At 72.8% G+C, this 24,713-nt stretch carries 18 protein-coding genes and 1 pseudogene; 12 read left to right on the top strand and 7 right to left on the bottom strand.

Annotated elements, in window-relative coordinates:
- The first annotated feature begins 20 nt into the window (after positions 1-20).
- From C3V41_RS12300 to C3V41_RS12325, 5 genes and pseudogenes are all read left to right on the top strand, one after another.
- Positions 21-2,666 carry an RNA degradosome polyphosphate kinase gene (locus C3V41_RS12300; protein WP_106110492.1) on the top strand — a complete coding sequence of 882 codons (2,646 nt, stop codon included), beginning with the start codon at positions 21-23 and terminating at the stop codon, positions 2,664-2,666.
- 34 nt (positions 2,667-2,700) lie between these two features.
- Complete coding sequence (locus tag C3V41_RS12305; RefSeq protein WP_106110856.1) at positions 2,701-3,747, top strand: NUDIX hydrolase; 1,047 nt, start codon at positions 2,701-2,703, stop codon at positions 3,745-3,747.
- Between the two features lie 307 nt (positions 3,748-4,054).
- A pseudogene (locus C3V41_RS12315) lies at positions 4,055-4,756 on the top strand (ABC transporter ATP-binding protein); the annotation flags it as partial.
- Positions 4,749-6,041, top strand: coding sequence for a hypothetical protein (locus C3V41_RS12320; protein WP_106110495.1), 1,293 nt, complete (start codon positions 4,749-4,751; stop codon positions 6,039-6,041). The pseudogene C3V41_RS12315 and the gene C3V41_RS12320, both read left to right, overlap by 8 nt.
- The gene (locus C3V41_RS12325) at positions 6,038-6,643 is read left to right on the top strand and encodes a hypothetical protein (protein ID WP_129591615.1); all 606 of its coding nucleotides are present in this window, start codon (positions 6,038-6,040) and stop codon (positions 6,641-6,643) included. The genes C3V41_RS12320 and C3V41_RS12325 overlap by 4 nt, the downstream gene beginning before the upstream one ends.
- Positions 6,644-7,083: 440 nt before the next feature.
- Here C3V41_RS12325 and C3V41_RS12330 read toward each other — a convergent pair whose 3' ends face one another.
- Positions 7,084-7,758, bottom strand: a complete 675-nt coding sequence (locus C3V41_RS12330; protein WP_106110497.1) for a response regulator transcription factor — start codon at positions 7,756-7,758, stop codon at positions 7,084-7,086.
- A 122-nt stretch (positions 7,759-7,880) separates the two neighbouring features.
- On the opposite strand from C3V41_RS12330, the gene C3V41_RS12335 reads away from it, so the two are divergent.
- The gene (locus C3V41_RS12335; protein ID WP_246742013.1) at positions 7,881-8,738 is read left to right on the top strand and encodes a tellurium resistance protein TerC; all 858 of its coding nucleotides are present in this window, start codon (positions 7,881-7,883) and stop codon (positions 8,736-8,738) included.
- Positions 8,739-8,923: 185 nt separating this feature from the next.
- On the opposite strand, the gene C3V41_RS12340 is transcribed toward C3V41_RS12335, so the two are convergent.
- Both C3V41_RS12340 and C3V41_RS12345 read right to left on the bottom strand, forming a co-directional pair.
- Positions 8,924-10,159: an ABC transporter permease gene (locus C3V41_RS12340; protein WP_106110498.1), complete on the bottom strand. Its 1,236-nt coding sequence runs from the start codon at positions 10,157-10,159 to the stop codon at positions 8,924-8,926.
- A complete protein-coding gene (locus C3V41_RS12345) occupies positions 10,156-11,124 on the bottom strand; it encodes an ABC transporter ATP-binding protein (RefSeq protein ID WP_106110499.1) in 969 nt (322 codons plus the stop codon). Before C3V41_RS12345 ends, C3V41_RS12340 begins: the two co-directional genes overlap by 4 nt.
- 386 nt (positions 11,125-11,510) lie before the next feature.
- Between C3V41_RS12345 and C3V41_RS12350 the strand changes: the two genes are divergently transcribed.
- The 6 genes from C3V41_RS12350 (at position 11,511) to C3V41_RS12375 (ending at position 20,660) form a co-directional block, all read left to right on the top strand.
- The gene (locus C3V41_RS12350; RefSeq protein WP_106110500.1) at positions 11,511-15,626 is read left to right on the top strand and encodes a chromosome segregation SMC family protein; all 4,116 of its coding nucleotides are present in this window, start codon (positions 11,511-11,513) and stop codon (positions 15,624-15,626) included.
- A gap of 661 nt (positions 15,627-16,287) precedes the next feature.
- Positions 16,288-16,953 (top strand): DUF6318 family protein, encoded by a 666-nt coding sequence (locus C3V41_RS12355; protein WP_165271649.1) that lies wholly within the window; start codon positions 16,288-16,290, stop codon positions 16,951-16,953.
- 242 nt (positions 16,954-17,195) lie between these two features.
- Entirely contained in the window at positions 17,196-17,783 is a 588-nt protein-coding gene (locus C3V41_RS12975; RefSeq protein ID WP_217350942.1) for a zinc transporter, read from the top strand.
- A gap of 570 nt (positions 17,784-18,353) precedes the next feature.
- Positions 18,354-18,551: a hypothetical protein gene (locus tag C3V41_RS12365; protein WP_129591618.1), complete on the top strand. Its 198-nt coding sequence runs from the start codon at positions 18,354-18,356 to the stop codon at positions 18,549-18,551.
- A gap of 321 nt (positions 18,552-18,872) precedes the next feature.
- Positions 18,873-20,051: a signal recognition particle-docking protein FtsY gene (gene ftsY / locus C3V41_RS12370; protein WP_106110503.1), complete on the top strand. Its 1,179-nt coding sequence runs from the start codon at positions 18,873-18,875 to the stop codon at positions 20,049-20,051.
- Positions 20,052-20,111: 60 nt separating this feature from the next.
- Positions 20,112-20,660 (top strand): DUF4097 family beta strand repeat-containing protein, encoded by a 549-nt coding sequence (locus C3V41_RS12375; protein ID WP_106110504.1) that lies wholly within the window; start codon positions 20,112-20,114, stop codon positions 20,658-20,660.
- A gap of 240 nt (positions 20,661-20,900) precedes the next feature.
- Here the strand turns inward: C3V41_RS12375 and C3V41_RS12380 are convergent, their stop codons facing one another.
- The 4 genes from C3V41_RS12380 to C3V41_RS12395 form a co-directional block, all read right to left on the bottom strand.
- Positions 20,901-21,512, bottom strand: coding sequence for a response regulator transcription factor (locus C3V41_RS12380; protein ID WP_106110505.1), 612 nt, complete (start codon positions 21,510-21,512; stop codon positions 20,901-20,903).
- On the bottom strand, positions 21,509-22,672 hold the full coding sequence (locus tag C3V41_RS12385; protein WP_106110858.1) for a sensor histidine kinase: 1,164 nt from the start codon (positions 22,670-22,672) through the stop codon (positions 21,509-21,511). The genes C3V41_RS12380 and C3V41_RS12385 overlap by 4 nt, the downstream gene beginning before the upstream one ends.
- 14 nt (positions 22,673-22,686) lie before the next feature.
- Entirely contained in the window at positions 22,687-23,415 is a 729-nt protein-coding gene (locus C3V41_RS12390) for an ABC transporter permease (protein WP_441299729.1), read from the bottom strand.
- A gap of 137 nt (positions 23,416-23,552) precedes the next feature.
- On the bottom strand, positions 23,553-24,539 hold the full coding sequence (locus C3V41_RS12395) for an ABC transporter ATP-binding protein (protein WP_106110507.1): 987 nt from the start codon (positions 24,537-24,539) through the stop codon (positions 23,553-23,555).
- Positions 24,540-24,713: the final 174 nt, after the last annotated feature.

A 24,713-nucleotide genomic window follows, 5' to 3' on the forward strand; every position in this document is an offset into this window, starting at 1 on the left:
GCTGGTGGGACAATGCCCCCATGACGCCTGCCGGTACCGACGCCCCGAGCAACCAGCCCCCCGCTCCCCTGGGCGGTGGGGACGACCCCCACCCGGCTCCCAGCCCCGCCGCGGGACAGCCGGCCTCCGCCCTGTCCTCCTTCGTAGGCGGCTGGGCCCGTACCAGCCCCGCCGCCGGGCGCCCCGCACCGCCGGAGCACGCGGCCACCGACCCGTGGGAGGACGAGGACGCGCCCTCTGCCAGCAGCGCCGAGGAGACCGAGCCGCCCGAGGAGCACGTCCTGGAGCCCGCCGACCCCCGCGACTTCGCCGACGACGCCGAGCCGGGCTACTCCGACGAGGACTTCGAGGAGAAGCCGCAGCCGGCCGCCGAGGACCAGGGCGGTGCAGACCGGGGGGCCTCTCCCGCCGCGGCGCCCCCGCCCGCCGGGCACGTCGGCACCCCGGACGGCGCACCCCAGCCCGCCGGGCACACCGGCGCGCCCACACCGCCTCGCCCCGACGGCACCGGGCCGCAGGACGAGGCCGAGGACCTCCTGGCCGAGGACCCCACCCTGCCGCCCCTGGAGTCCTTTACCAACCGCTTCACCGACCGTGAGCTGACCTGGCTGGACTTCAACGAGCGGGTCCTGGAGCAGGCCGAGGACCCCACCCTGCCGCTGCTGGAGCGCGCCTGGTTCCTGGCCATCTTCTCCTCCAACCTCGACGAGTTCTACATGGTGCGCGTGGCCGGCCTCAAGCGCCGCATCAAGGCCGGCATCACCCCGGTGCGCGCCTCGGGCCTGGACGCCCACGAGGTCGTGGACATAATCACCGCCCGAGCCAAGGCGCTCACCAGCCGGCAGGCCGCCCTGTTCCAGGAGGACATCCGCCCCCTCCTGGCCCGCCAGAACATCGACCTGCTGGCCTGGGACGACCTCAGCGCCGAGCAGTGCGAGAAGCTCACCCGCTACTTCCGCTACCAGATCTACCCCGTCCTGACCCCCCTGGCGGTGGACCCCTCCCACCCCTTCCCCTACATCTCGGGACTGTCGCTCAACCTCGCCGTCATCCTGCGCAACCCCCGGTCCGGCAAGGAGCACTTCGCCCGCGTCAAGGTGCCTGACTCCCTGCCCCGCCTGGTCACCGTGCCCGGACGCGAGCTGTCCTCCTCGGACAAGCGGGCCGGTACCGCCGTCATCCCCATCGAGGTCGTCATCGGCCAGCACCTGGACCACCTCTTCCCGGGCATGGACATCCTGGAGCACCACCTCTTCCGGGTCACCCGCAACGAGAACCTGGAGGTGGAGGAGGACGACGCCGAGAACCTCCTGACCGCCATGGAGAAGGAGCTGGAGCGGCGCCGCTTCGGGGCCTCCGTGCGCCTGGAGGTGGAGGACACCATCAGCCCCTTCACCCGCCGCTACCTGGTCAAGGCCCTGGGCCTGCGCGACGACGACGTCTTCGAGCTCCCCGCCCCCCTGGACCTGACCTGCCTCAACCAGCTCCACGACCTGGACGTCCCCGACCTGAAGTACCCGCGCTTCGTGCCGGTCACGGCCGCCGGCCTGGCCGCCCACGAGTCCTCCCGCCCCAGCGACATCTTCGCCGCCATGCGCGACCACGACATCCTCCTGCACCACCCCTACGACTCCTTCTCCACCTCCGTGCAGGAGTTCGTGGCCCAGGCGGCGGCCGACCCCAAGGTCCTGGCCATTAAGCAGACCCTCTACCGCACGAGTGGCGACTCGCCCATCGTGGACGCCCTCATTGACGCCGCCGAGGAGGGCAAGCAGGTCGTGGCCATTGTGGAGATCAAGGCCCGCTTCGACGAGGAGAACAACATCTCCTGGGCCCGCAAGCTCGAACGGGCCGGGGTCCACGTGGTCTACGGCATGGTGGGCCTCAAGACCCACTGCAAGCTCCTGCTGGTGGTGCGCCAGGAGTCTGACGGCCTGCGCCGCTACTGCCACGTGGGCACCGGCAACTACCACCCCAAGACCGCCCGCGGCTACGAGGACCTGGGGCTGCTGACCTGCGACCGCGACGTCGCCCAGGACATGACCACCCTGTTCAACCAGCTCTCCGGCTACGCGCCCCGGGCCCGCTTCCGCCGCCTGCTGGTGGCCCCGCGCACCGTGCGCGACGGCCTGGTGGAGCGTATCGAGCGCGAGATCGTCCACCACCGTCAGGGCCTTCCCGCCTGGATCCGCATTAAGGTCAACTCCATTATCGACGAGGCCGTCATTGACGCCCTCTACCGGGCCAGCCGGGCCGGGGTGGAGGTGGACATCGTGGTGCGCGGCATCTGCGGCCTGCGCGCCGGGGTGGAGGGCCTGAGCGAGAACATCCGGGTGCGCTCCATCCTGGGACGCTACCTGGAGCACTCGCGCATCTACGCCTTCGCCAACGGGGGCGCCACCGAGCTCTACATCGGCTCGGCCGACCTCATGCACCGCAACCTCGACCGTCGGGTGGAGGCCCTGGTACGTATTACCGACCCGGCGATGCTCGCCGAGCTGGAGTGGGTCGTCACCCACGAGGCCTCCGACGCCGTCTCCTCCTGGCACATGCTCCCCGACGGCTCCTGGAGGCGGCACCACACCGACGCCGAGGGCAGGCCCCTGGAGGACATCCAGACCACCTTCATGGCCCAGGCCCGCGGCCGTGTCAAGGGCCGGGGCTGAGGCCGTGGCCACCGTCAGCACCGCCCGCACCGGGCTGCCCACCGCCCGCACCCCGGAGGAGGCCCCCCGCGCCCGCTCACGCTCCCGGCGCCTGGTCCACGCCGCCGGGGCCCTGGTGTGGCGTGAGCGGGGCAGGCACCTGGAGGTGCTGCTCGTCCACCGCCCCCGCTACGACGACTGGTCCTTCCCCAAGGGCAAGCTGGAGAGGGGGGAGTCCCTGCGCACCTGCGCCGTGCGCGAGGTCACCGAGGAGACCGGTGTGCCCGTGGCCCTGGGCCAGCCCCTGGGGCGGGTGTCCTACCGGCTGGGCGCGGGCACGCGCAAGGAGGTGGTCTACTGGGCGGCCCGGCCCCTGGACCCGGCCTCCCCGGCCCGCCGCGCCCAGCAGGCGGTCACCCCCGCCCCGGCCAGTGAGATCGACGGCGTCGAGTGGGTCCGGGTCAAGGAGGCCCGCAAGCGCCTGGAGCGGGACGCCGACCGGGATCTCCTGGGGGCCCTGGTGGACCTGTGGGAGGACGGCAAGCTGGACACCTGGACCCTGGTCCTGGTACGCCACGCCCGCGCCGTCAAGCGCTCGGTGTGGAACCGCAAGGAGCGCTCGACGGAGGACAACGAGGCCACCCGGCCCCTGACCCAGGACCAGGGGGAGGTCCGGGCCCGGGCGATCGTGCCCATCCTGGCGGCCTACGGGGTGGAGAGGGTCCTGACCAGCCCGTGGCGCCGGTGCGCCGACACCGTGGCACCCTACGCGGCCGCCGCCGGCCTGGAGCTCGAGGAGCGCCCGGAGCTGACCGAGCACGCCCACGCGGCGCGCGCCAAGCCCGTACGCACCCTGGTCTCCCGGCTCCTGGGGCGGGCCCAGGCCCCGGTGGCCCTGTGCACCCACCGCCCGGTGCTGCCCAGCGTCATGGACGCGGTGGCCCGGGTCGCCCCCGGCAAGCTCCTGCGCTCCGTGCCCCACCAGGATCCCTGGCTCAAGACCGGGGAGATCCTGGTGGTGCACCTGGCCCGCCGCCCCCGGGGCAAGGTGCGTGCCGTGGCCATTGAGAAGCAGCGCCCGGTCCTGCCCCGGGCACGGTAGGCCGGGCCCAAAGGACCTGCCGGGGCGGGGTCGCCCCGTGCGGACCGAGCCCGTCGAGCCGGTCGTGAGCTATAGCATAGGAACCAGGAACGAGGAGAGGGCGATGGAGTTTCAACAAGACGTACGGAGGACGCACTACCTGCCCGTCGGCACGAGGGGCGTCCTTGAGCGCGGTCAGGCCTGGCGGGGTGTCCAGACCGGCTGGGTGAGCTACCGGGGCTGAGCCATGGCATCTCGCGACCCCGCCGTCCTCAGCCTCACCCGGGTGACTCGCTCCTTCGGCTCACGGCAGGTGCTGTGCCCGCTCTCCCTGACCATCGCACCGGGCACGGTCCTGGGCCTGCTGGGGCCCAACGGGGCGGGGAAGACCACGCTCATGTCCGTCATGAGCGGCCTCCTGGCGCCCAGCAGCGGGAGCGTGGCCCTGGCCGGGACCGAGGTGCGGAGCACGCGAGACGCCCGAGCGGCCCAGCGGGTGCTGGGGTACCTGCCCCAGCACCCGCAGTGGCTCCCCTCCTTCACCGCCCTGGAGACCGTGGAGTACGCGGCCTGGACCAAGGGCGTCCCCAGGGCCCGCAGGAGGGCCGCCTGCCTGGAGGCCCTGGAGCGGGTGCACCTGGCGGACGTGGCCTCACGGAGGATGAAGACCCTCTCAGGGGGCATGGTCCAGCGCACCATGCTCGCCTCCGTCATCGTCTCCCGGCCCCGGCTCCTCCTCCTCGACGAGCCCACCGTCGGCCTCGACCCCGCCCAGCGCATCGAGTTCCGCCAGCTCGTCTCGGAGCTGGCCGAGGCCGCCGTCGTCCTGTCCACCCACCTGGTGGAGGACGTTGCGGTCCTCGCCGACCAGGTCCTCGTCCTGGACCACGGCCGGGAGCGCTTCCGGGGCACTGTGGCCGAGCTGAAGGAGCGGGCGGCTCCCGACGCCCCCGGGGACTCGGTCCTGGAGCGCGCCTACATGAGCGTCCTGGCCGACGACCCGGACCAGGGAGGGCACAGCCATGGGTGACGTCCTGCGCATTGAGGCCCGGCGCAGCCTCCTGCTCCGGCTGAGCCCGCTGATTGCCCTGGCCCACGTCGCCATTATGCTCAGCCAGGTCAGCAGCTGGCGCGGTGTCTGGCCCCAGGCGAGCGCGGCCGTCCTCAGCCCCCTCATCTTCACCGCCCCCGCGCTGGCGGGGCTCACCGCCCTGGAGGTGAGCCGCCGCAGCACCCGGTGGGCGGCGCCCCGCCCGCCCTGGGCCGCGCCCCTCCTGGGCGTCCAGGTGGTCGCGGCCGGCGTCGTCGTGGCCTGCGGCTGCGTGACCGCCGTGGTGGTCAACCTGGCCGCCGGGGCGCCGCAGGGCCTCCTGTGGCCCGGCTACGTCGTCCTCGCGCTGTGCGTGGCGGCCGAGGCCGTGGCCTGCGGGCACCTCCTGGGGCGCGTGCCGGGACCCCTGTGGTTCGCCCCGGTGACCTCCGTCATGCTGGTCTTCCTGCGGATCGTACTCACCCTGCCCGGCTCGGACCTGCCGCCGGCGGGCCGTCTCACCCGCGTCATCCTCTCCGGGCCCCCGGAGATCAGTATCGCGGTCAGCGGGGTGCTCGGGGCCCTGGGCGAGACCGTGCTGGTCCTCGGCGCGGCCCTGGCGGTCCCCTGGCTCGTCGGCCGGCTGGCCGCGCGCCGTTCCGGCAGCACCTACCCGCTCAGTCCCGCCGGGAGGCGCGGGGCGGTGCTGACGGCGGCGGCCGCCCTCGTCCTGGCCCTGCCCACCGTCCTGCCCGGCACCGTCATGACCACCGACAGGGTGCCCACCACCACCGTGTGCACGCAGACCCGGATCGACGTCTGCGTCTGGCCGGAGCAGGCCGTCTACCTCCCCGAGCTCACGGCCCTGGCGCAGCGGGCCGACGCCGTGGGGCAGGTCTACGGGCTCACCGGCACCTCCCGTCTCACCGCCTCGGGGATCCCCGGCGGCGTCCGCACCGTCATCGCCGGGGAGGGGTCCTGGTTCGTGGCCTCCAGCCTGGCCGGCGAGCTCGCCTCCTCGCTCATTACCGACCCCGCCTGCGTGCCCTCCGACGAGGCCGACCCGGTGGCCGCGGAGAGGTTCTGGGGGGCCTACTTCCAGCTCCGGGCGCTCCTCCTCCTTGAGCTCCAGCAGCAGGAGGCCCCGCGCAGCATGGCCGACACCACCGGGGTGGACGGCGCGGAGGTGGCCCAGGTGTGGCGCGCGGACCAGGCGGTGCGCCTGGCCTGGGCCGGACAGCGCGTGGACACCATGACCGGCCTCATGGCAGCCCGGTGCGGGTGAGTGCGGTGCGGCTCTACCTGCGCTCCCGGAGGCTGCACGTCCTCGCGGTCGTGCTGGTCCTCCTCGCCGTCCTCAGCACGCTCGTGGGCGGCCGGGTCCTCTCCCTGGGGTCGGCGGAGCACCCGGCGAGCATGCCCTACCGGTTCGTCCTGGCGGCCCTCGCCTCCTCCTGCGTCGTGAGCTCACTGGCCTCGCCCCTGCCGCTCCTGGACGGCGCCTCCGGGGTGGTGGCGAGGGCCCGCTGGCTCCACCTCGCGGCCGCCGCCCTGGTCTGCACGGCCCTGCTGGGTGGGGCGGACCTGCTGGGGAGCGCCGACGGGGGCCGCACGGCCCTTACCTCCCTGCGCTCCACCCTCACCTGGCTGGGCCTGGCCCTGCTCTCCTCCGCGCTCCTGCGGGAGTCCCTCAGCTGGGTGCTGCCCCTGGCGGGCGTCTTCCTCTTGGTCTGGTTCGGCTCCCCCTACGGGTCCGCCGAGGCCTGGAACTGGGTGGCGGCCCCGGTTGACGCCTCCCTGTCCTGGTACGTCATGTGCGGTGTGGTCGGGGGCGGTGCGGTGGCCCAGTGGCTGGTCTGGTCACGTTCCCGCAGGTCCGGCCGGTAGCGCGGGCCCGTGCCACCCGCTGGCCGGCCTGGCCGGCAGGCGCGCGACGCTCCGGGTCCGGCAGGCCCGGGACGCTAGGGCCCTGGGCAGTGCGAGAGGTAGCTCTCCTTGTTCCGGGACCCGCAGCGGGGCTACAGGGCGCGGACGTCGGGTATGGTGTACCCCGACGTCGGGTCGCTATGGGCCCCGGGCTCCACACACAGCCGCCACGAGCGGCCTTTAAGCGCCGACTGGCGTTCTTGCGGCCCGACGTCCCCAGCTAGACGCCGGGCCCGACTACCTCCGGTCGGGCCCGGCGTTCTCGCTGCGTTCTCGCTTCAGGACACGTAGGGGCACGACGTGCGGTGCGGCGCCGGTGCGCGGCCGTCTCGGTACGTGGGCTCCCGGTACGTGGTCTCCCGGCGGGCTCCTGCGCCGGCGTGCGCCGACGCCCGGTGCGCCTAGTCCTGCTCCTCGGGGGAGTTCAGGCGGTAGCCCACGTTGCGCACCGTCCCGATGAGGTGGTCGTGCTCGGTGCCCAGCTTGGCGCGCAGACGACGGATGTGGACGTCTACCGTGCGTGAGCCCCCGATGTAGTCCTCCCCCCAGACCTCCTGGAGGAGCGTCTGGCGGGTCAGGACCCGCCCCTGGTTGAGGGCCAGGTGCTTGAGGAGCTCGAACTCCTTGTAGGTCAGGTCGATAATCGAGCCGCGGATGCGGGCCGTGTAGGCGGTGGTGTCAATGACCAGGTCACCGACCTCGATACGGTCCTCGTCCACCGGGAGGGGCGCCTGGGCCACCCGCCGGACCAGGCGCAGGCGGGCGGAGAGCTCGGCCGGCGTCGCCCCGGCCAGGACGAAGTCCGCCGCCCCCCAGTCCGCCTGGACCACGGCGGCGCCGCCCTCCTCCAGGACCAGCATGACCGGCCCGCAGCTCATGGGGCCGGTCAGGAGCTGGCACAGGGCGCGGGCCCGCACGAGGTCGCCGCGGGCGTCCAGGAGGACCACGTCGGCGTCGGCGGCGGTGGCGTAGGAGGAGGGGACGGCAGGGAGGCACTCGATGTGGGCGTCGAGGAAGGACGTGGCGGGGAGGACCTTGGCGGCGTCGGACAGAGGCGTGAACATGATGATCCTCATGACGCTCCTTCCGAGGAGGGTGTGCTGTCAGGGCGGGACGGTCTCCTCGCAGGCGTGAGCCGAGGACCCCGTGCGCCCCGGACAGATCGTATCGCGGCTGTGTGTGTGGGACGATACGACGCGTGAGCAGTACACCTCAGGAAGGCACCTACGCCACCGGCCACGACGCCCCCGACCCCGTGGTACCGGGGCTGGTGGACCCCTCGTGGACACGTCTGGCCGCGGCCAGCCTCGCCCCCGTCCTCCTGGCGGCCAGCGCCTCCCTGCCGTCGCGTGCCCGGCTGGTGCTGGTGCTGGTCCTCGTGCCGCTGATGGCCCAGGGGTGGTCGGCGCTGGTGCGCGCCCGCCACGACTGGGGCACCGCCGTGGTGGTGGGGCTGACGGGGGTGGCCGCCGCCGTCGCCGTGACCCTCCGGGAGGACTACGGGGCCGCGGCCGTGGTCATGGCCTTCAGCGTGCTGCTGGCCTTCGTGGGCCAGATGCTGCGCAAGGACGGCCGCCCCGACCTGGTGGAGGACCTCTCCGCCACGGTGACCGGCAACCTGGTGGTGGTCTCGGGGGCCGCCTGGTGCGCCCTGGGGACCAGCGGCGCCCACCCGGCGGTGACCGTGCCCTGCGCCCTGGCCCTGGTCACCGGGGCACTGCTGACCGTCCTGGAGGTGCGTGCCGGGGTCCTGGAGACCCTGACCATGACGCTCCCGGCGCTGGTGGCGGGCCTGGTCGGCGGCCTGCTGGCGGCAGTGGGCTTCTTCGGCCCGGGGCACACGGGGCTCACCGAGGCGCTCCAGTCGGCGGCGGCCTGTCTCCTGGTCGGGTTCATGGCGGGGGTCATGATGGCCGTGGCCAACCGGGTGCTGTGGGCCTACCGCTGGGTGCCCGGGGGGCGTGCGGCGGTGGCCAGCGCCCTGGTCCCGGTCCTGGCGGCCGGGGCCCCGGTCTACACCGTCGCGCGGCTCATGGGGCGGTTCGTGGCCGGCTGAGGGCCCGCTGCCGGGCCAGAGCCGGGGGCGGGCCAAGGGAGGGCCTCAGTCCGGGCTGCCGGGGGTAGTGCGCGGACGCACCGGCTCCATTGGCGCACCCAGGGCCGGAGCCAGACCGGGGAGGAGGGGCCGCGCCACCTGCCAGTGGTGACGCGGCCCCTCGCACCCCGCTACCGGGCTGGACCCTACCGGGCCCTGCGCCCGAGCACCTCCTTGAGGGGCACCCGGCTGCCGGTACGGGTCACGGCCCGGGTGTAGACGGTCGCCGACAGGCGCATGAGCAGCGGCAGGGTGACCACCGCCAGGCCCAGGGCCGCGAGCTGCTCGACCACCGAGGAGACCCCGATGGTCATGCGCGCGGGCATGAGGAAGGGGGCGAAGGGCGGCAGGTAGGCCAGCACCCGGAAGAGCGTGTTCTGGGGGTCGCTCACCATGGAGAAGGACAGGACGTAGGGCACCACGATGGTCAGGATCAGGGGCATTGTGACCGTGGCCAGGTCCTCCTGGCGGCTGACCAGGGAGGCTACCGCCGCGAACAGGACCGCGTACAGAAGGAACCCGACCACCATCCACGCCAGCATCCAGCCCACCGTGGCGTCCAGGTTGACGTCCAGGTCGGGCAGCACGTCCATGACCCTGGCGGTGGCCGCCGCGATAACGGCGATGGCGCCGGTGGTCAGGGTCGCGGCGCAGCCGATCCCCAGGATCTTGCCGGCCAGGAGGGAGGTGGGGCGTACGCAGGCCAGGAGGATCTCCACGATCCGCGAGCCCTTCTCGGTGACCACACCGCCGGCGATGGCCTGGCCCCCGATGAGGATGACCATGTACATGAGGATGCTGACCACCTGGAGGACGGCGTAGCGCTGCCCGAAGCCCGCCTGGTCGGTGGTGGGCGGCTCCAGGACGGTCACCTTGGGCACGGCCGAGGCCAGGGCGGTGCTCACGGTGCCCGGGTCCCCGCCCAGCTCGGTGACGCTGCGGGTCAGCACCGCCTGCTGGAGGACGGAGGTGATCCCGGCCACCACCTGCTCGTCGGCCTTCTCCTGCACCAGGAGGGCGGGGGCCTGCCCGGTCACCAGGACCATGTCGGGGCGGCTGTCCTCGGGGGTGCTCTCGCCCAGGGCGGTCCGGGCGTCGGCCCCGGCCAGGTCCTTGACCTTCAGGGGCTGGCCGTTGGAGGCCGTCACCTTCTCCAGGGCGGGGGCCAGGGTGGTGATGGTGGCGGCGTCGGCCTGGACCCCCAGGCGGTAGGGCTCCTTGTCCCCGCCGGTGAGCAGCCCCACCACCACGATCCCGCCCACGGTCAGGAGCAGCAGGACCAGGTTGGTAATGACCGCGGCCTTCTTGAACAGGTAGGTGCGCAGCTCCCGCCCGGCGACGAGCCGGATCTCCTGGCTGCGGGTCATGGCCTGGGCGCTCATGCGCGGTCCTCCTTCGTGGCGGGGGCGGTGGGGGCGGGGTCCGCCGGAGTACCCGCGGCGGGGGCGGCCAGGACCTCCCGGAAGATCTCGGTCAGGGAGTGGCGGACGGGGCCGAGCTGGTGGAGGGTGCCCAGGGGGCGGACCGCCTCCAGGAGCGGCTGCTCCGAGGGGCCCCCGGCGCTGACGGTGACCCTGCCGTCCGCGTGGGACTGCGTGCGCGCGTCCTCCAGGCCCTCCAGGGCCCGGGCGGGCACCCCGGCGGACGGCGTGATGGTGGCCTGCCAGCGCAGCCCGGCGCTGGCCTGGAGCTCGGCCACGGTGCCGTCGGCCACGAGCTTCCCGGAGCGGATAATGACCACCCGGTCGCACAGCCGCTCGACGACGTCGAGCTGGTGGGAGGAGAACAGGGTCCCGACCCCGGCCTGCGCCCGCTCGCGCAGGACCTCGCTCATGACGTCCACGGCCACCGGGTCCAGGCCGGAGAAGGGCTCGTCCAGGACCAGGAGCTCGGGGTCGGACACCAGGGCCGCAGCGAGCTGGACCCGCTGCTGGTTACCCAGGGAGAGCTTCTGGACCTCGTCCCCTGCCCGCTGCCCCACCGCCAGGCGCTCCATCCAGCCGTTGGCGGCGCTGGTGGCCTCGTGGCGGCTCAGGCCGTGGAGGCGGGCGAGGTAGGTCAGCTGGTCCGCGACCTTCATCTTGGGGTACAGGCCCCTTTCCTCAGGCATGTAGCCCACCAGGCGACGGTGATAGGCGTCCATGGGGACCTGCTGACCGTCCTTAACCCACAGGACCTCGCCTTCATCGCTAATCAGGGAACCCATAATGATACGCATGGTAGTGGACTTGCCCGCACCATTGGCACCCACAAAGCCTACGATCTCACCGTCGTCAACATGGAGGTCAAGGTGGTCGAGGGCTCTGAGGGTGCCATAGTCCTTGGTAAGACTGGTAATACGGATCATATGATCTCTCCGGGATTAGGTTCGTGGAACGGTCGTTATGGTAACGACCGTCACCACGTCAGGACATCCTCCCGCAGGAGGAGCCTGTCCTGGTCCGCCTCGGCCGCGCGGAGGAGGGCCGCGCCCGGGGCCAGGTCTGGTAGCCGCCCTCCGGTCCGGGGTCGTCCTCGCCCGTACGGGGCGGTCCCCAGTGTGCGGATCATCCCCGCACACGCGGGGGGGGGTCGTCCTCGCCCGTACGGCGCCACCCCGTGCGCTCCGGCTGTGCCCGACGCGCGGGACCGCTGGCTACGCGGCCGCTGGCTGCGCCCCTGCCCTGGACGTCACGTAACCGCGCCGCGCCGCGGCAGCCAGCTGGGCGCGCCCGGCCCCGGTAAGGTGAGGGCGTGTACCTCAAGACGTTGACGATCAGGGGATTCAAGTCCTTTGCCTCGTCAACCACCCTGCGCCTGGAGCCCGGTATCACCGCCGTGGTGGGGCCCAACGGGAGCGGCAAGTCCAATGTGGTGGACGCCCTAACCTGGGTCATGGGGGAGCAGGGGGCCAAGAACCTGCGCGGCGGCTCCATGGCCGACGTCATCTTCGCCGGGGCCGGTTCCCGCCCGGCGCTCGGACGCGCCGAGGTCGCCCTGACCATTGACAACACCGACGGCGCCCTGCCCATTGACTACACCGAGGTCACCATCGCCCGCACCCTCTTCAGGGGCGGGGGCAGCGAGTACCAGATCAACGGCACCGCCGTGCGCCTCCTGGACGTCGCCGAGCTGCTGAGCGACACGGGCCTGGGCCGCCAGATGCACTCCGTGGTGGGCCAGGGCAGGCTCGACGCCGTCCTGAGCGCCACCCCCGAGGACCGTCGCGGCTTTATCGAGGAGGCCGCGGGCGTCCTCAAGCACCGGCGACGCAAGGAGCGCGCCCTGCGCAAGCTCGACTCCATGGCCGCCGACCTCACGCGCCTGACCGACCTGGCCGCTGAGCTCAACCGCCAGCTCGGCCCCCTGGCCCGGCAGGCCGCCATCGCCCGGCGGGCCCGCACCATCCAGGCCGAGGTCCGTGACGCCACCGCCCGCCTCCTGGCCGACGACGTCGTCCAGGCCCAGGCCCTCCTGGCTGCCGGGGAGGCGGACACCGCCGCCCTGGAACGACGTCGTACCGCCCTGGAGGAGGCCGAGCAGGCCGCCCGCGCCCGCCTGAAGGAGCTCACCGCGGCCGAGGCCGGTGCCGGGCAGCGCCTGCGGGAGGCCAGCCGCACCTGGGAGGAGCTCACCGCGGCCGAGCAGTCCCTGCGCGCCCTGGAGCAGGTGGCCGCTGAGCGCCTGCGGGGCCTGGCGGCCGCACCCCGCCCCGCCCAGGGCACCGACCCCCAGGAGTTGGAGCGCCGGGCCGAGGAGGCGGCCGCCGCCGAGGACGAGGCCCGGGCCGCTATTGACCAGGCGCGCCAGCTGCTGACCGCGGCCACCGGTGCCCGCCTGGAGGCTGAGGCCGCTGAGTCCCGCGCGGAGTCGGCCCTGTCCGAGCTGACACGTCGTGAGGCTGAGCGCCGTGAGACCCTGGCCCGGGCCGGGGGACGGGTGGCCTCCGCCCGCAGCCGCCACGAGGCCGCCAGGTCATCCCTGGACCAGGCCCGGGCGGCCCTGGGGGAGGCCCAGGAGCGTCAGGCCGCCGCCGAGACCGCCCTCAGGGACGCCCGGGGCCCCCAGGCTGCTTCCCGCCAGACGGCGGCCCCGGGCCCGTCCGCCCCCGGTCCCTGCGGACTGCCCGCCTCCTCCGACCCGGACCAGCGGCCCCTGAGCCCCCAGGAGCGGGCCGCCGCCGAGCACGAGCGGGCCTCCGCCGCCCTGGCCGCCGCCCGCCAGGCCGTCGGCGCCGCCACCGAGGCGCGTCGTGAGGCCGCCGCCGAGCGCGCCACCTGGGCTGCGCGCCGCGACACCCTGGCCCTGTCCCTGCGCTCCCAGGACGGCACCCGGGGCCTAGCCCAGGCGGGTGCTGACGGCATCCTGGGCCCCCTGTCGTCCCACCTGGGCGTGGAACGGGGGTGGGAGAACGCCGTCGCCGCCCTCCTGGGGCAGTTGGCGGAGGCTGCTGTCGTGGCCGGTGAGCAGGCTGCGCTCGCGGCCCTGGACCAGGCCCGTCGGGCCGAGCTGGGGGCGGTGAGGCTCGTGGTCGCCCAGGTGGCTGCCGCGGCCGGTGCCGGTCTCGCCCCCGGTAGCGAGGTGGTCGCCTCGGCGGCAGCTCCTGGCGGCGTGGTCGACCCCCCTCCTGCCTCCCCGGAGGCGGCCCCCACTGACCCTGCTGGTGACCCTGCTGGGCCGGGTGGCGACGTCAAGGTCACCCGGCCCGGACGGGTCCCGGACACCGACCCCGCCGGACCGGGCGGCCGTCTTGTGCCCGGCTCCGCTCCCGCTACCGTCTCTGGCCCCGCGGAGCCGTCCGCCGTGCCCGGAGCCCGGCCTGCGGCCAGCCTGGTGTCGGTCAGCCGCCCCGGCCTGGCCGGGCCGGTGTCCACGCTCCTGCACCGCTGCTGGGTGGTCAGGGACGTGGCGGCGGCACAGGCCCTGCGCGAGGCGGACCCCCAGGCCGTGGTGGCCACCCGGGACGGTGACGTCCTGGGCCCCGGCTGGCTGGTGGGCGCCGGAGGAGGAGCGGCCTCGGTCCTGGAGCTCGCCGCCGCCCACGAGGACGCCGTCGGACGGGCCAGGGACGCCGCTGACGCCGAGGCTGCCGCCAAGGCCGCCGCCGAGGCCGCGCGAGACCAGGAGGAGGCGGCGCGCTCGGGGCTCGCCCGCGCCCTGACGGCCCTGCGCCGGGCTGACGCCGAGGCCGCCGCCGAGGCCGAGACCCTGGCCCGCCTGGCCTCCGCCGCCCACGCCGCACGTCAGGAGGCCGGGCGCGCCCGGGCCGCCGTCGCCCGGGCCGAGGAGGAGGCGGCCCGGCGTACCGCTGAGCTCGCCACGGCCACGACAGCCCTGGCCCAGATCGAGGAGGCTGCTGATCAGGGGCCGCACCCGGCTGCCGCGTTGGAGGAGGCCCGGTCAGGCCGTCAGCGCGCCGCCGACGCCGCCCGACAGGCACGGGCTGGTGAGACCGAGGCCCGCCTGGCGCTGCGCACCGCTGAGGAGCGTGAGCGCAGCGGTCGGGGGCGGGCGGAGTCCCTGCGCGCCGCGGCCCGTCGGGAGCGTCAGGCCCGTGCCGAGGCCGCCCGTGCCGAGCGACGACGCCTGGCCCGGCTGGGCACCGCCACCCAAGTTCGTGATCTGGCTCATTATGCTGCCGCCGTGGCCCGTGCCAGCGTGGAGGAGGCCGCCGCCGGGCGAACCGCCGCTGAGACCGAGCGTGACCAGGCCCTGGAGGCCAGCCACCGCCTGCGTCGGGAGGTTGACCAGGCCAGGGGTGAGATCGCCTCCCTGACCGACGCCGCCCACCGTGAGGAGGTGGCGCGGGCTGAGCAACGTGCGCGCCTGGAGGCCCTGGAGCAGCGGGCCCTGAGCGAGCTGGGTCTGGAGACCGGGGTGCTCGTGGAGGAGTTCGGTCCCCACCTGCCCGTACCCGAGGTCAGCCAGCTGGTGGACTCTGATGAACCGGAGCCTCGGGGGCCCGACCAGTCCGGGGCTGATCCCGGGGCCGAGGGGGCGGGTCCTGGGACCAGGGAGTCCGACCTCGGGGCCGGGGGGCCGGGCGCCGGGGCCAGGGAGTCCGACCTCGGGGCTGCGGGGCCGGGTGCCGACGGGCTGGCTGCCAGCGAGTCGGTGGGTGGACTGGCTACCGGCGGGCCTGGAGGCGCCGGGGCCGCCCCGGGCAACAGGAGCTGGCCGACGCCGTTGGGCCGTCCCTACGTGCGCTCGGAGCAGGTCAAACGCCTGGCCCGGGCCAAGCGTGACCTGGCGCGCCTGGGCAAGGTCAACCCCCTGGCCCTGGAGGAGCACGCGGCACTGGCCGAGCGGCACCGGTTCCTGGCCACCCAGCTGGCTGACCTCAGGCGCTCACGTGCGGAGCTCATGACCGTCGTGGAGGAGATCGACGCCCGTGTGCAGGAGGTCTTCTCCTCGGCCTACGCTGACACCGCCGAGCAGTTCGAGCAGGTCTTTGACAGGCTCTTCCCCGGAGGCCAGGGGCGCCTGGTCCTCACCGATCCCGACGACATGCTGACCACGGGCATTGAGATTGAGGCCCGTCCGGCGGGAAAGAAGGTCAAGCGCCTGTCCCTGCTGTCAGGCGGGGAGAGGTCCCTGGTAGCCGTGGCACTACTGGTCGCGATATTCAAGGCCCGGCCCTCTCCCTTCTACGTCCTGGACGAGGTCGAGGCCGCCCTGGACGACACCAACCTGGGCCGGCTCCTGGACATCCTCACCGAGCTGCGCGCCTCTAGCCAGATTATTGTCATTACCCACCAGCGGCGCACCATGGAGGTAGCTGACGCCCTGTATGGCGTCACTATGCGCGACGGCATCACCACGGTAGTCAGCCAGCGTCTGGGCCGGGGTAAGAGGGCGAGCAGATCCTGAGAGCGGTTGAGACTGGGATGAGAGGGCGGGCGGATCCCGTGGGTGTGGCTGAGACCGGACGCATGGCCCCGGTCCCGGCCTAGAAGACAGGTGACAGCTCTCTAGCCCTTCCGCGAGAACGGTACTTATTCGTCGTGAGAACGGTACTTGTTGCTCGCGAGAACGGTACTTATTCGTCGTGAGAACGGGTGTGTGTTGTTGTGCGGGCTGGTGGTGTCCGGGGTGTGGCTGGTGGCGGGTTGCTGCCTGGGTGCCGGGTTGTTGGTGTGCTTGTCTGGGTGTGTCCTGAGGGGCTCGGCTGGGTTGGTGTCTGGGGTGTGGCTGGCGGCGGGCTGCTGGGTTGTTGGCGTGTTTGCCTGGGTGTGTCCTGAGGGGGGCGTCTGGGTTGGTGTTCGGGGTCTGGCGGGTGCCGGGTCTCTGGGCTGCTGGCTGGGTGCCGGGTTGCCGGGTCGGGTGGGGTGTGGGACGTGGGTCCTGGTTTGGGGGGTGTGGGTGTGGGGGTGTCTGGGGTTCTGGTGTGTGGTGGTTGTGGTGTGTGTGCGTGGGTTGGGTGGTGGTGTTATGGTGGTGTGTGTCGTCTGGTTGGCGGTGGGGTTGGTCGTGGTGGCGCTGGTGCCGCCGGGCCCGCCCCTCGTGTTCCCGAGCGTGTGAGGGGGTCGTGATGGTGCGGGTCCGGTCGTGGACGACGCCTGTCCTGGTGGTGGTCATGGTGGGGTCCGGTGGCCTGGTGGGGTGCTCTGGCGGGGCTGGTGCGGGGGCGTCGCCGAGTGTGGATCCCTATGAGGTGGGTGCCAGTGCGATGGCGGCTGCGGCCTCTGCGTCGGCCAGTGCGCGGGCCAGTCGTGACGCGGCCCTGGGGCCGGACCTGGCGGCCAGGCGCGAGGCGGCCCTGGCCACGCCACCACCGGAGCGGCCCGAGAACCTGGGTGAGGACAGTCTGGAGGCGGCAGCGGCCGCGGCCGTGTACTTCCTCCGGCTCTACCGGTACGCGGCGGTCACTGGTGACACCAAGGACTTCGAGGCCATGAGCGAGCAGCAGTGCAAGTTCTGCAACAACATTATCGACAGGGCCACCAGGCTGCACCAGGAGGGGGGCTGGGCCGACCCCTGGGAGCAGACCGCCGAGAAGGTCGAGGCCTACCCCCTCAACCCCGGATACGAATACCACCAGGTAGACGTCACCCTGCGCAGCGGGGACATCTCGACCCACCACGGGGACGGCTCGGACGGAAAGAACTCCCCGGCCGAGACCGTCCTCATGCGCGTAGCGATTCGCTACCACGACGGCACATGGACCGTAGGAGACGCGGAGGTAGTAGGGTCATGAAAAGGAAGCCTTTGACTCACCTCGAGGTGGTACTAGCCGCCTCCCTGGTTATCACATGCACCCCTACCGCCGAGGCAGACGAGTCCTCTCTGGACTTCAGTGCCACCGGATCGTCAGGTGGGAGTACCATTACGGTTATTGGTGATCAGTATGAGCGTCTGGATCCGGCTGCGGGCTCCTCGGGTGCGGGTTCGTCTGGTGGGTCGGGGTCGGGTTCGTCTGGTGGGTCGTCTGGTGTGGTGGTGTCGTTCTCGGTGTCGAAGCCGGGCAAGACCCCGCTGGTGTGCGTGGCCTACGCCCCGGACCCCAACCACCTGTTCTGCAGGCCCTACGAGCCCGAGGAGCCCGAGGAGCCCGCGCCGGCAGTGGTGCCGGTGGTGGTCTCGGCCAGGGACGTGGCCTCCCTGATGGTGGACGGGTCGGGCATCGCCCGTCAGCCACCGGGTACCACGGCCCGGGTGGACATGGACCTCATCGCCTACACCGACCCCTCCACCCGCTCCCTGTCCACCACCGTGGCCGGGGTGGCCGTGGAGGTGGAGGCCACCCCCACCTCCTACCACTGGGACTGGGGCGACGCCACCACCACGACCACCACCAGCCCCGGCGCCCCCTGGCCCCACCAGACCCTGACCCACCGCTACCACCACTCCCAGACCGGCGTCCACCTCACCCTGACCACCACCTGGACCGCCCGCTACCGCCCCCAGGACGGAACCTGGCACGACGTCCAAGGCACCGTCACAACCACCCAACAGTCTGACACCTTCAACCTAGTAGACACCACAACACACCTCACCGACCACGCAGAACACAAACAAGGACACTAAAACCCAACACACACCACCACGCGCACCAAACACCGCTCGAGACAGGCGCCGAGCTGGACCCCCAGCATGACGCGCCACCCCCGCACACAATAAGTACCGTTCTCACGGGCAATAAGTACCGTTCTCACGAGAGGGTGCGAGGCGCAGAAGGGGCATGCGGCCGGGCCGGGTTGGGGCTATTGGCGCACTCTTCCTGCCCGGGGTGTTCTGCTGGGGGCAGCATCGATACGGTCCGGGCAACCTCAATACGCTCCGGACGGCATCGGGCTGCCAGTCGCAGGTGGCCTACGTCATGGTGGGGCACTGGTTGCCGCATGGGCGGCTGTCGTCGGAGTCCTCGTCGGCAGGCGGTGCGCCTGTGACTCGTGTTTCCCGAGTGGTTCTTGTGATTTGCGTGACATAACTCGTGCGGACTGAGCCTGAGCGCGCTTCCGCAAGGCCGCACCGGACGGCGTTTACGCAGGTCAGAGCGGATTGTGTCAAACGTGTGCCATAGATCGCCGAGCACGTGCTGGACACTCGGCCACAACCTCTTGAAACCAGGGGAGGGGCGGGGTCCACAATGGGGGCGTGACAATGATCGTGCCTCTCCTGGTCGTCCTGTTCTCCGCCCTGTTCATCCTGGCCCTGATCGTCTCCGAGCGCTTCCCCCCGCACACCTGGCGCGGGTACCTGCACGAGCTGGTGGCCGAGGTCACGGAAAGGCCCGAGCCTGTCACCATCGTCCCCCAGGACGCCCGGCTGGAGGACATCCTGGCCGGACGCTGACCGGGAGCCGGGACCGCGACCGGTCCTGACGACGTCGGCCCGGTCAGGCCGCAGCCCTCTTATACCAGAGCCCGTGCGGGGCGGGACGACCTTCTGGGCTACCAGGGGTCGCAGCCTGCCGCCAGATCCCACATGGGTCAGGGTGATCCTGAGAACCAGCTGTGCGCACCCCCGTTCTCACGAGCAATAAGTACCGTTCTCACGACGAACAAGTACCGTTCTCGCGAGCAATAAGTACCGTTCTCGCGGAGGAGGGGGTGGGCAGGCGATCGGGACGGATGACCCCGGACACACCCCGCCGGTATCGGGCATGATGAGGCCATGGACCCCATCCTCATCGTTCTCGCCGTCCTGGCTGTCCTCGCCGTCGTCGGTGGCCTGTGGTACTACGCGGGGCACCGTTCGGGCGGACAGCTTCCGCCCGAGGTCACCGCCCACACACCTACCAGCGCCCAGGACGTCCTGCCCGCCGACCGGGAGCCTGACGCCGGTGAGCCGTCCGAGCCCGCCGCGCCGACCCAGGAACCCGTCGGGACCCTGGAGCACCCCGAGTCCATCCCCGGGCGCATGCAGCGCCTGCGCGCGCGCCTGGCCGGATCCGGCGGGTTCGGGCGGGCCGTCCTGGCGGTCCTGTCGCGCGGCGACCTCACCGAGGCCGACTGGGAGGAGATCGAGGACACCCTCCTGACCTCCGACCTGGGGATCGAGGTGACCACCGGCCTCATGGACGACCTGCGCACCCAGGCCAAGGTCCTGGCCACCTCCGACCCAGCCGCCATCCGCGCCGTCCTGCGCGACGAGCTCGTGCGCCTGGTGGACCCCACCATGGACCGCTCCCTCAACCTGGTCCGCCCCGAGCCCGCCGACGGCGCCGACCCCGCCGCGGGCCGTCCCGCCGCCGCTGTGCTCATGGTGGGGGTCAACGGCACCGGCAAGACCACCACCTGCGGCAAGCTCGCCCGGGTCCTGGTGGCCCAGGACAAGACCGTGATCATGGGCGCCGCCGACACCTTCCGGGCCGCCGCCGCCGACCAGCTGACCACCTGGGGCCAGCGCGTGGGCGTCACCGTGGTGCGCTCCGAGCGTGAGGGCGCTGACCCCGCCTCCGTGGCCTACGACGCCGTGCGCGCCGCCGCAGCCGAGGACGTGGACGTGGTGCTCGTGGACACCGCCGGGCGCCTGCAGAACAAGGCCGGCCTCATGGACGAGCTGGGCAAGATCAAGCGGGTCATGGGCAAGGTCGCGCCCGTGGGCGAGGTCCTCCTGGTCCTGGACGCCACCACCGGCCAGAACGGCATGCGCCAGGCGCAGGTGTTCTCCCAGGCCGTGGGCATTACCGGCATTGTGCTGACCAAGATGGACGGTACCGCCAAGGGCGGCATTGTGGTCACCGTCCAGAAGGAGCTGGGCGTGCCGGTCAAGCTCGTCGGGCTCGGCGAGGGGGCCGACGACCTGGCCCCCTTCGACCCCGAGGGGTTCGTGGACGCCCTCCTGGCCTGAGCGACCGCGAGCGCCAGGTCCTCCCTGCTCGTAGGGGCGCTTGGCCCGTAGGATGCGGTGATGGAGCGCCAGGGGAGCGTGCTGAGGGTCTGGCGCGACTCCGGCGGCCTGTTCAGCGTCGGGTGGCTGGGCGGCGGTGCGGAGAAGGTCACCCTGACCGTCCCGGAGTCGTTGTGCCACCAGTCCCTCGACGCGGCCCTGCGCATTGGCTCCGGGAACCTGCGTGTCAGCGCCGGCTTCAAGGACGTAACCGCCGACGTAGGCTCAGGGACCCTCAACCTGAGCGGTCTGGCGGACTCCGTGGCCGCCGACGTGGGCTCCGGGAGCGTCGGCATGGACATCGACGGCGCCGACCGGGCCAGCGTGAGGGTGGGCTCCGGGGAGCTGTACGCCTGGTTCACGCAGGTTCCCGGGACGCTGCGCGTCGACGTCGGCTCGGGCGAGGCCAGGCTCAGCCTGCCCACCGGCCACTACGCGCTCACCCAGGACGTGGGCTCCGGGGAGCTGGACAACCGTCTGGCCGACGACGCCCAGGGGGCTGCGGGGCGGCTGGACGTCTCCGTCGGCTCGGGCAGCGTCACCCTGGTCAACACGGCCAGCGACGGCTGAACAGCGCCAGTGGGACCAGCCGGTGAGCGGCGGCGCGCCAGGCGGTGAGTGGCGCGCCAGGCGGCGGCTTCCGCGCCGAGCCCGTGGTACTCGCTGCCGGGAGCCAGCGGCACCAGGCGGTGAGCCAGCGGGGCCGGCCGGTGGAGCAGGGCCTGGCAGGTAGGGCCTGCCCACTAGGCCGGTCCTGGCCCGGTATCCAGGCCGGATTAGCGGGTTCGGACGGTCGCGGGCGTCCCGGGCCTAGGTGAGGATCCAGCCCCGTTCGGCGGCAATGTGGACCGCGGCCGCGCGGGTCGGAGCCCCGGTCTTGGCCATGGCCTGTGAGAGGTGGTTGCGGGTGGTGCCCTCGGTCAGGTGGACCCGGCGCGCCACCTCGGCGACCGTGGCGCCGTCGGCGGCCGCCTGCAGCACCTCGGTCTCCCGGGCCGTCAGGGGGGAGTCGCCCAGGACCAGGGAGTCCGCGGCCAGGGCGGGGTCAATGACGCGCAACCCGGCGTGCACCCGCCGCACCGACTCGGCCAGCTCGGAGGCCGGGGCGTCCTTGACCACGAAGCCGTGGGCGCCGGACTGGATGGCGCGGCGCAGGAAGCCGGGGCGGCCGAAGGTGGTGACAACGAGGACCCGGATCCCGGGCAGCCGTCTGAGCAGCTGGGCGGTGGCGCTCAGCCCGTCGGTCCCGGGCATGTCGACGTCCATGAGGACCACGTCGGGCCGGTGCTCCAGGGCGGCGGGCAGAACGTCGTCGCCGGAGCCCACCTGCGCCACGACCTCAATGTCCCGCTCCAGGGCCAGGAGCGCGGCGAGGGCCCCTCGGACCATGGCCTGGTCGTCGGCCAGCACGACACGGATCACGGGGCCTCCCTCGCGGCGTCGCCCGGTGGGGTGGCGGGCAGGGCGGGCCGGCGGTGGGCGGTGACCCGCAGGAGCGTCCCCGTGCCGCCCGGCCCGGGGCCCACGGCCAGCTCGGCGTCATTGGTCTCGCAGCGGTGGCGCAGGCCCTCCAGGCCGTGGCCGTCCGTGGGCCCGCCCGGCCCCACGCCGTCGTCGACCACCTCAATGGCGTCGGCGGCCAGGCTCACCCGGCAGCGGGTGGCGTGGGCGTGGCGCACCACGTTGGTGACCCCCTCGCGCACCCCCCAGGCGAAGAGCTCCTGCAGCTCGGGGCTGACGACGTCAGTGGTGACCGGGAGGTGGGCGCGCACGCCAGCGGCGTCGAGGGTGGTGGCGGCGCGGGCCAGCTCACCGGCCAGGCTCAGCTCCCGGTAGTTGTTGACGGTGGCGCGCACGTCGGCCAGCGCGGTGCGCGCCAGGGACTGGACGTCGTCGATCTCCTGCCTGGCCTGGGCGGGGGCGGCCTCCACCAGCCTGCCGGCGAGCTCGCTCTTGAGGGCGATGACGGTCAGGGAGTGCCCCAGGACGTCGTGCAGGTCACGGGCCATGCGGTTGCGCTCCTCATTGATCCCCAGCTCGTGGTTGCGCCGCTCCAGCAGGCGGGTCTCCCGCCTCTGCTCCATATTGCGTCGTGCGAGTACGCAGGCGGTGCCCCCGCCGAGCGTGGGCAGGGCCGCCTCGCCCGCCTCCCTCCAGGACGGGCAGGTGCGTGCGGCCAGGAGGAGGAGCGCGCACAGGGCCACGGTCACCGGCGTGGACGCCTGCCAGGGCAGGGCGAAGGCGGCGGTCACCACCAGGAGGACCACCATCTGGACCCCGGAGGCGCCGAGCAGTGCCACGGTCCCGGCGGTGGCGGACGTGCCTGCGGCCAGCGCCCAGGCGCCGAGGCGGTCAGGCAGGTGCCTGCCGCGGGCGACCAGGTCGAAGCTGCGGAACCAGGCGGTGGTCAGGCCCGCGCAGGCCGCCACGGCGCACCCGGCCCCCACCACGCCGAGCCTGCCCTGGGCGAGCCCGGTGCGCACCACGGGCACGGTGACGACCACCCACACCACCGCCCAGGCCCACCTCAGGACCAGGTGGAGGCGTATCGGGGCGCCGTCGTGCCTGGGTAGGGTGGTCATGAGCGGATCGTAGGTCATACCCGGCCGGTGTCACGGCTCATACGCCACGCGGCCCCGCCCAGGAAGACGGCCAGCCAGGCGACGGCGTTGACCACCCACCACCAGGAGAAGCCCTCCGCCCCCAGGGGCCACAGGGCCAGCCTGTGCAGCCCGTACACGGGGGTGAGGCTGCCGACGCGGTCCAGGAGCGAGCCCGGGGTCAGGGGGACGAACATGCCGCCGAGGAAGGCGAGCAGGGCCATGAGCCCGCCCACGAGCTGCGTGGCGTTGTCCGAGGACAGGACGTAGCCCACGAACAGGCCGAAGGCCACGAAGACCAGTGACCCGACCCACACAATGAGCGCCGAGGCGGCCCAGGCCCCGGCCGGCATCCGGGCGTGGCGCAGGGCCCCGACGGCGTAGACGCCCGCGATCACGACCATGCTGACGAGCATGCCCACCGCGGCCTTGGTCAGGACGTAGCACACGGGGCGCAGGGGCGTCAGGCGCAGCTGGCGGCTCCACCCGCTGGCCCGCTCGGTGCTCACCGCCGCCCCGGCGCCCGTGGTGGTCATGAGGGCCCCGAACAGGGCCATGCCGATCGTGAGGTAGGACGCCACGTTGCCGCTCCCGTAGGCCTGGGTGCCGTCCTGGGAGGTGGTGAACATGAGGAGGAAGACGACCGGCATGGCCAGGGAGAAGATCATGGCCCGTCGGTTGCGCAGGCGCCTGCGGATCTCCAGGCCCAGGAGGGTCAGGTTCAGACCGCCGAGGCGTGGCGTCCTGCGGGAGGTGACGTCCAGGTGGCGGGCCACCCGGTCGGGGGAGCCCGTGCTGGTGGGCAGGACGACGGTACGGGGGGTGCGGGGGATGTTGCTCGTGCTGCTCATGGTGGTGCTCCTCAGGCGGGCCGGGTGGGCTGTAGGCGGGATAGCGGGGCCGGTGAGGCGGCGTCGTCGCCGGTCAGGGCGATAAAGGCGTCCTCCAGGCCCCGGCTGGTGATCTCCAGGTCCCTGGCGAGGCGTCCGCTCAGCAGGACCGCGGCGACGGCGTCGGTGTCCTGGGAGGCGAGGGTGAGGCTGTCACCCAGGATCTCCACGTCGTGGGCGTCCGTGCCCGCCAGCGCGCGACGCACCCGGTCGGTACCGGCGGTCAGGGTGGCCCGCAGGGTCCTGCCGCTCACCGAGGCGCGGACCTGCGCGGTGGTGCCGTCGGCCACGACCCGCCCGTGGCTGACCAGGACGATGCGGTCGGCGAAGGCGTCGGCCTCCTCCAAATAGTGTGTGGCGAAGATCACTGTTCGCCCGTTCTCGGCGTCGGCGTGGACGGCCTCCCAGAAGCTGCGGCGGCCCTCGACGTCCATCCCGGTGGTGGGCTCGTCCAGGACCAGCAGCGCCGGGTCGCCCGCCAGCGCCATGGCGAAGCGCAGCCGCTGCTGCTGCCCGCCCGAGCACCTGCTGACTGTCCGTGAGGCAATGTCCTGCACGCCGGCGCGACGCATGACCTCCTCGACGTCGGCGTGCCGGGGGAAGAAGCTCGTGACCAGGGTCACCGTCTCGCGCACGGTGATGTCGGGCAGGAGCCCGCCGGCCTGCATGACGGCGGAGACCAGGCCGCGGTCCACGGCCTGGCGCGGCGTCATCCCGAAGACGCGCACCTGGCCGCTGGTGGGACGTCCCAGTCCCAGGATCATGTCAACGGTGGTGGTCTTGCCTGCTCCGTTGGGTCCCAGGAGGGCCAGCACCTCGCCGGGACGGATTCGCAGGTCGATGCCGGCCACGGCCTCAAGGGCGCCGAAGGACCGGTGGACGCCGCTCAGGTGGACGGCGTCCGGGAGTCTGGCCTGGTCCGGGTCCGTCGGGGCGGACCACGGTGTCGTCGTGCTCATGGTCGGAGCCTGGCGCGGGTCGGGCCGCCGTCCCTAGCCCATCGGTCACTACCTGACCATGACAAACGTCAGGGGCCAGGCGGGTGGGAGCGGGGGAGCGGGCTGGCGTGGGCCGGCCAGGGCGGCGAGGGCCTGCCAGGCAGGTGGGAGCAGGTTGGCGGGTGGGAGCGGGGG

This window comes from Actinomyces sp. oral taxon 897, assembly GCF_002999235.1.
GTDB lineage: Bacteria > Actinomycetota > Actinomycetes > Actinomycetales > Actinomycetaceae > Actinomyces.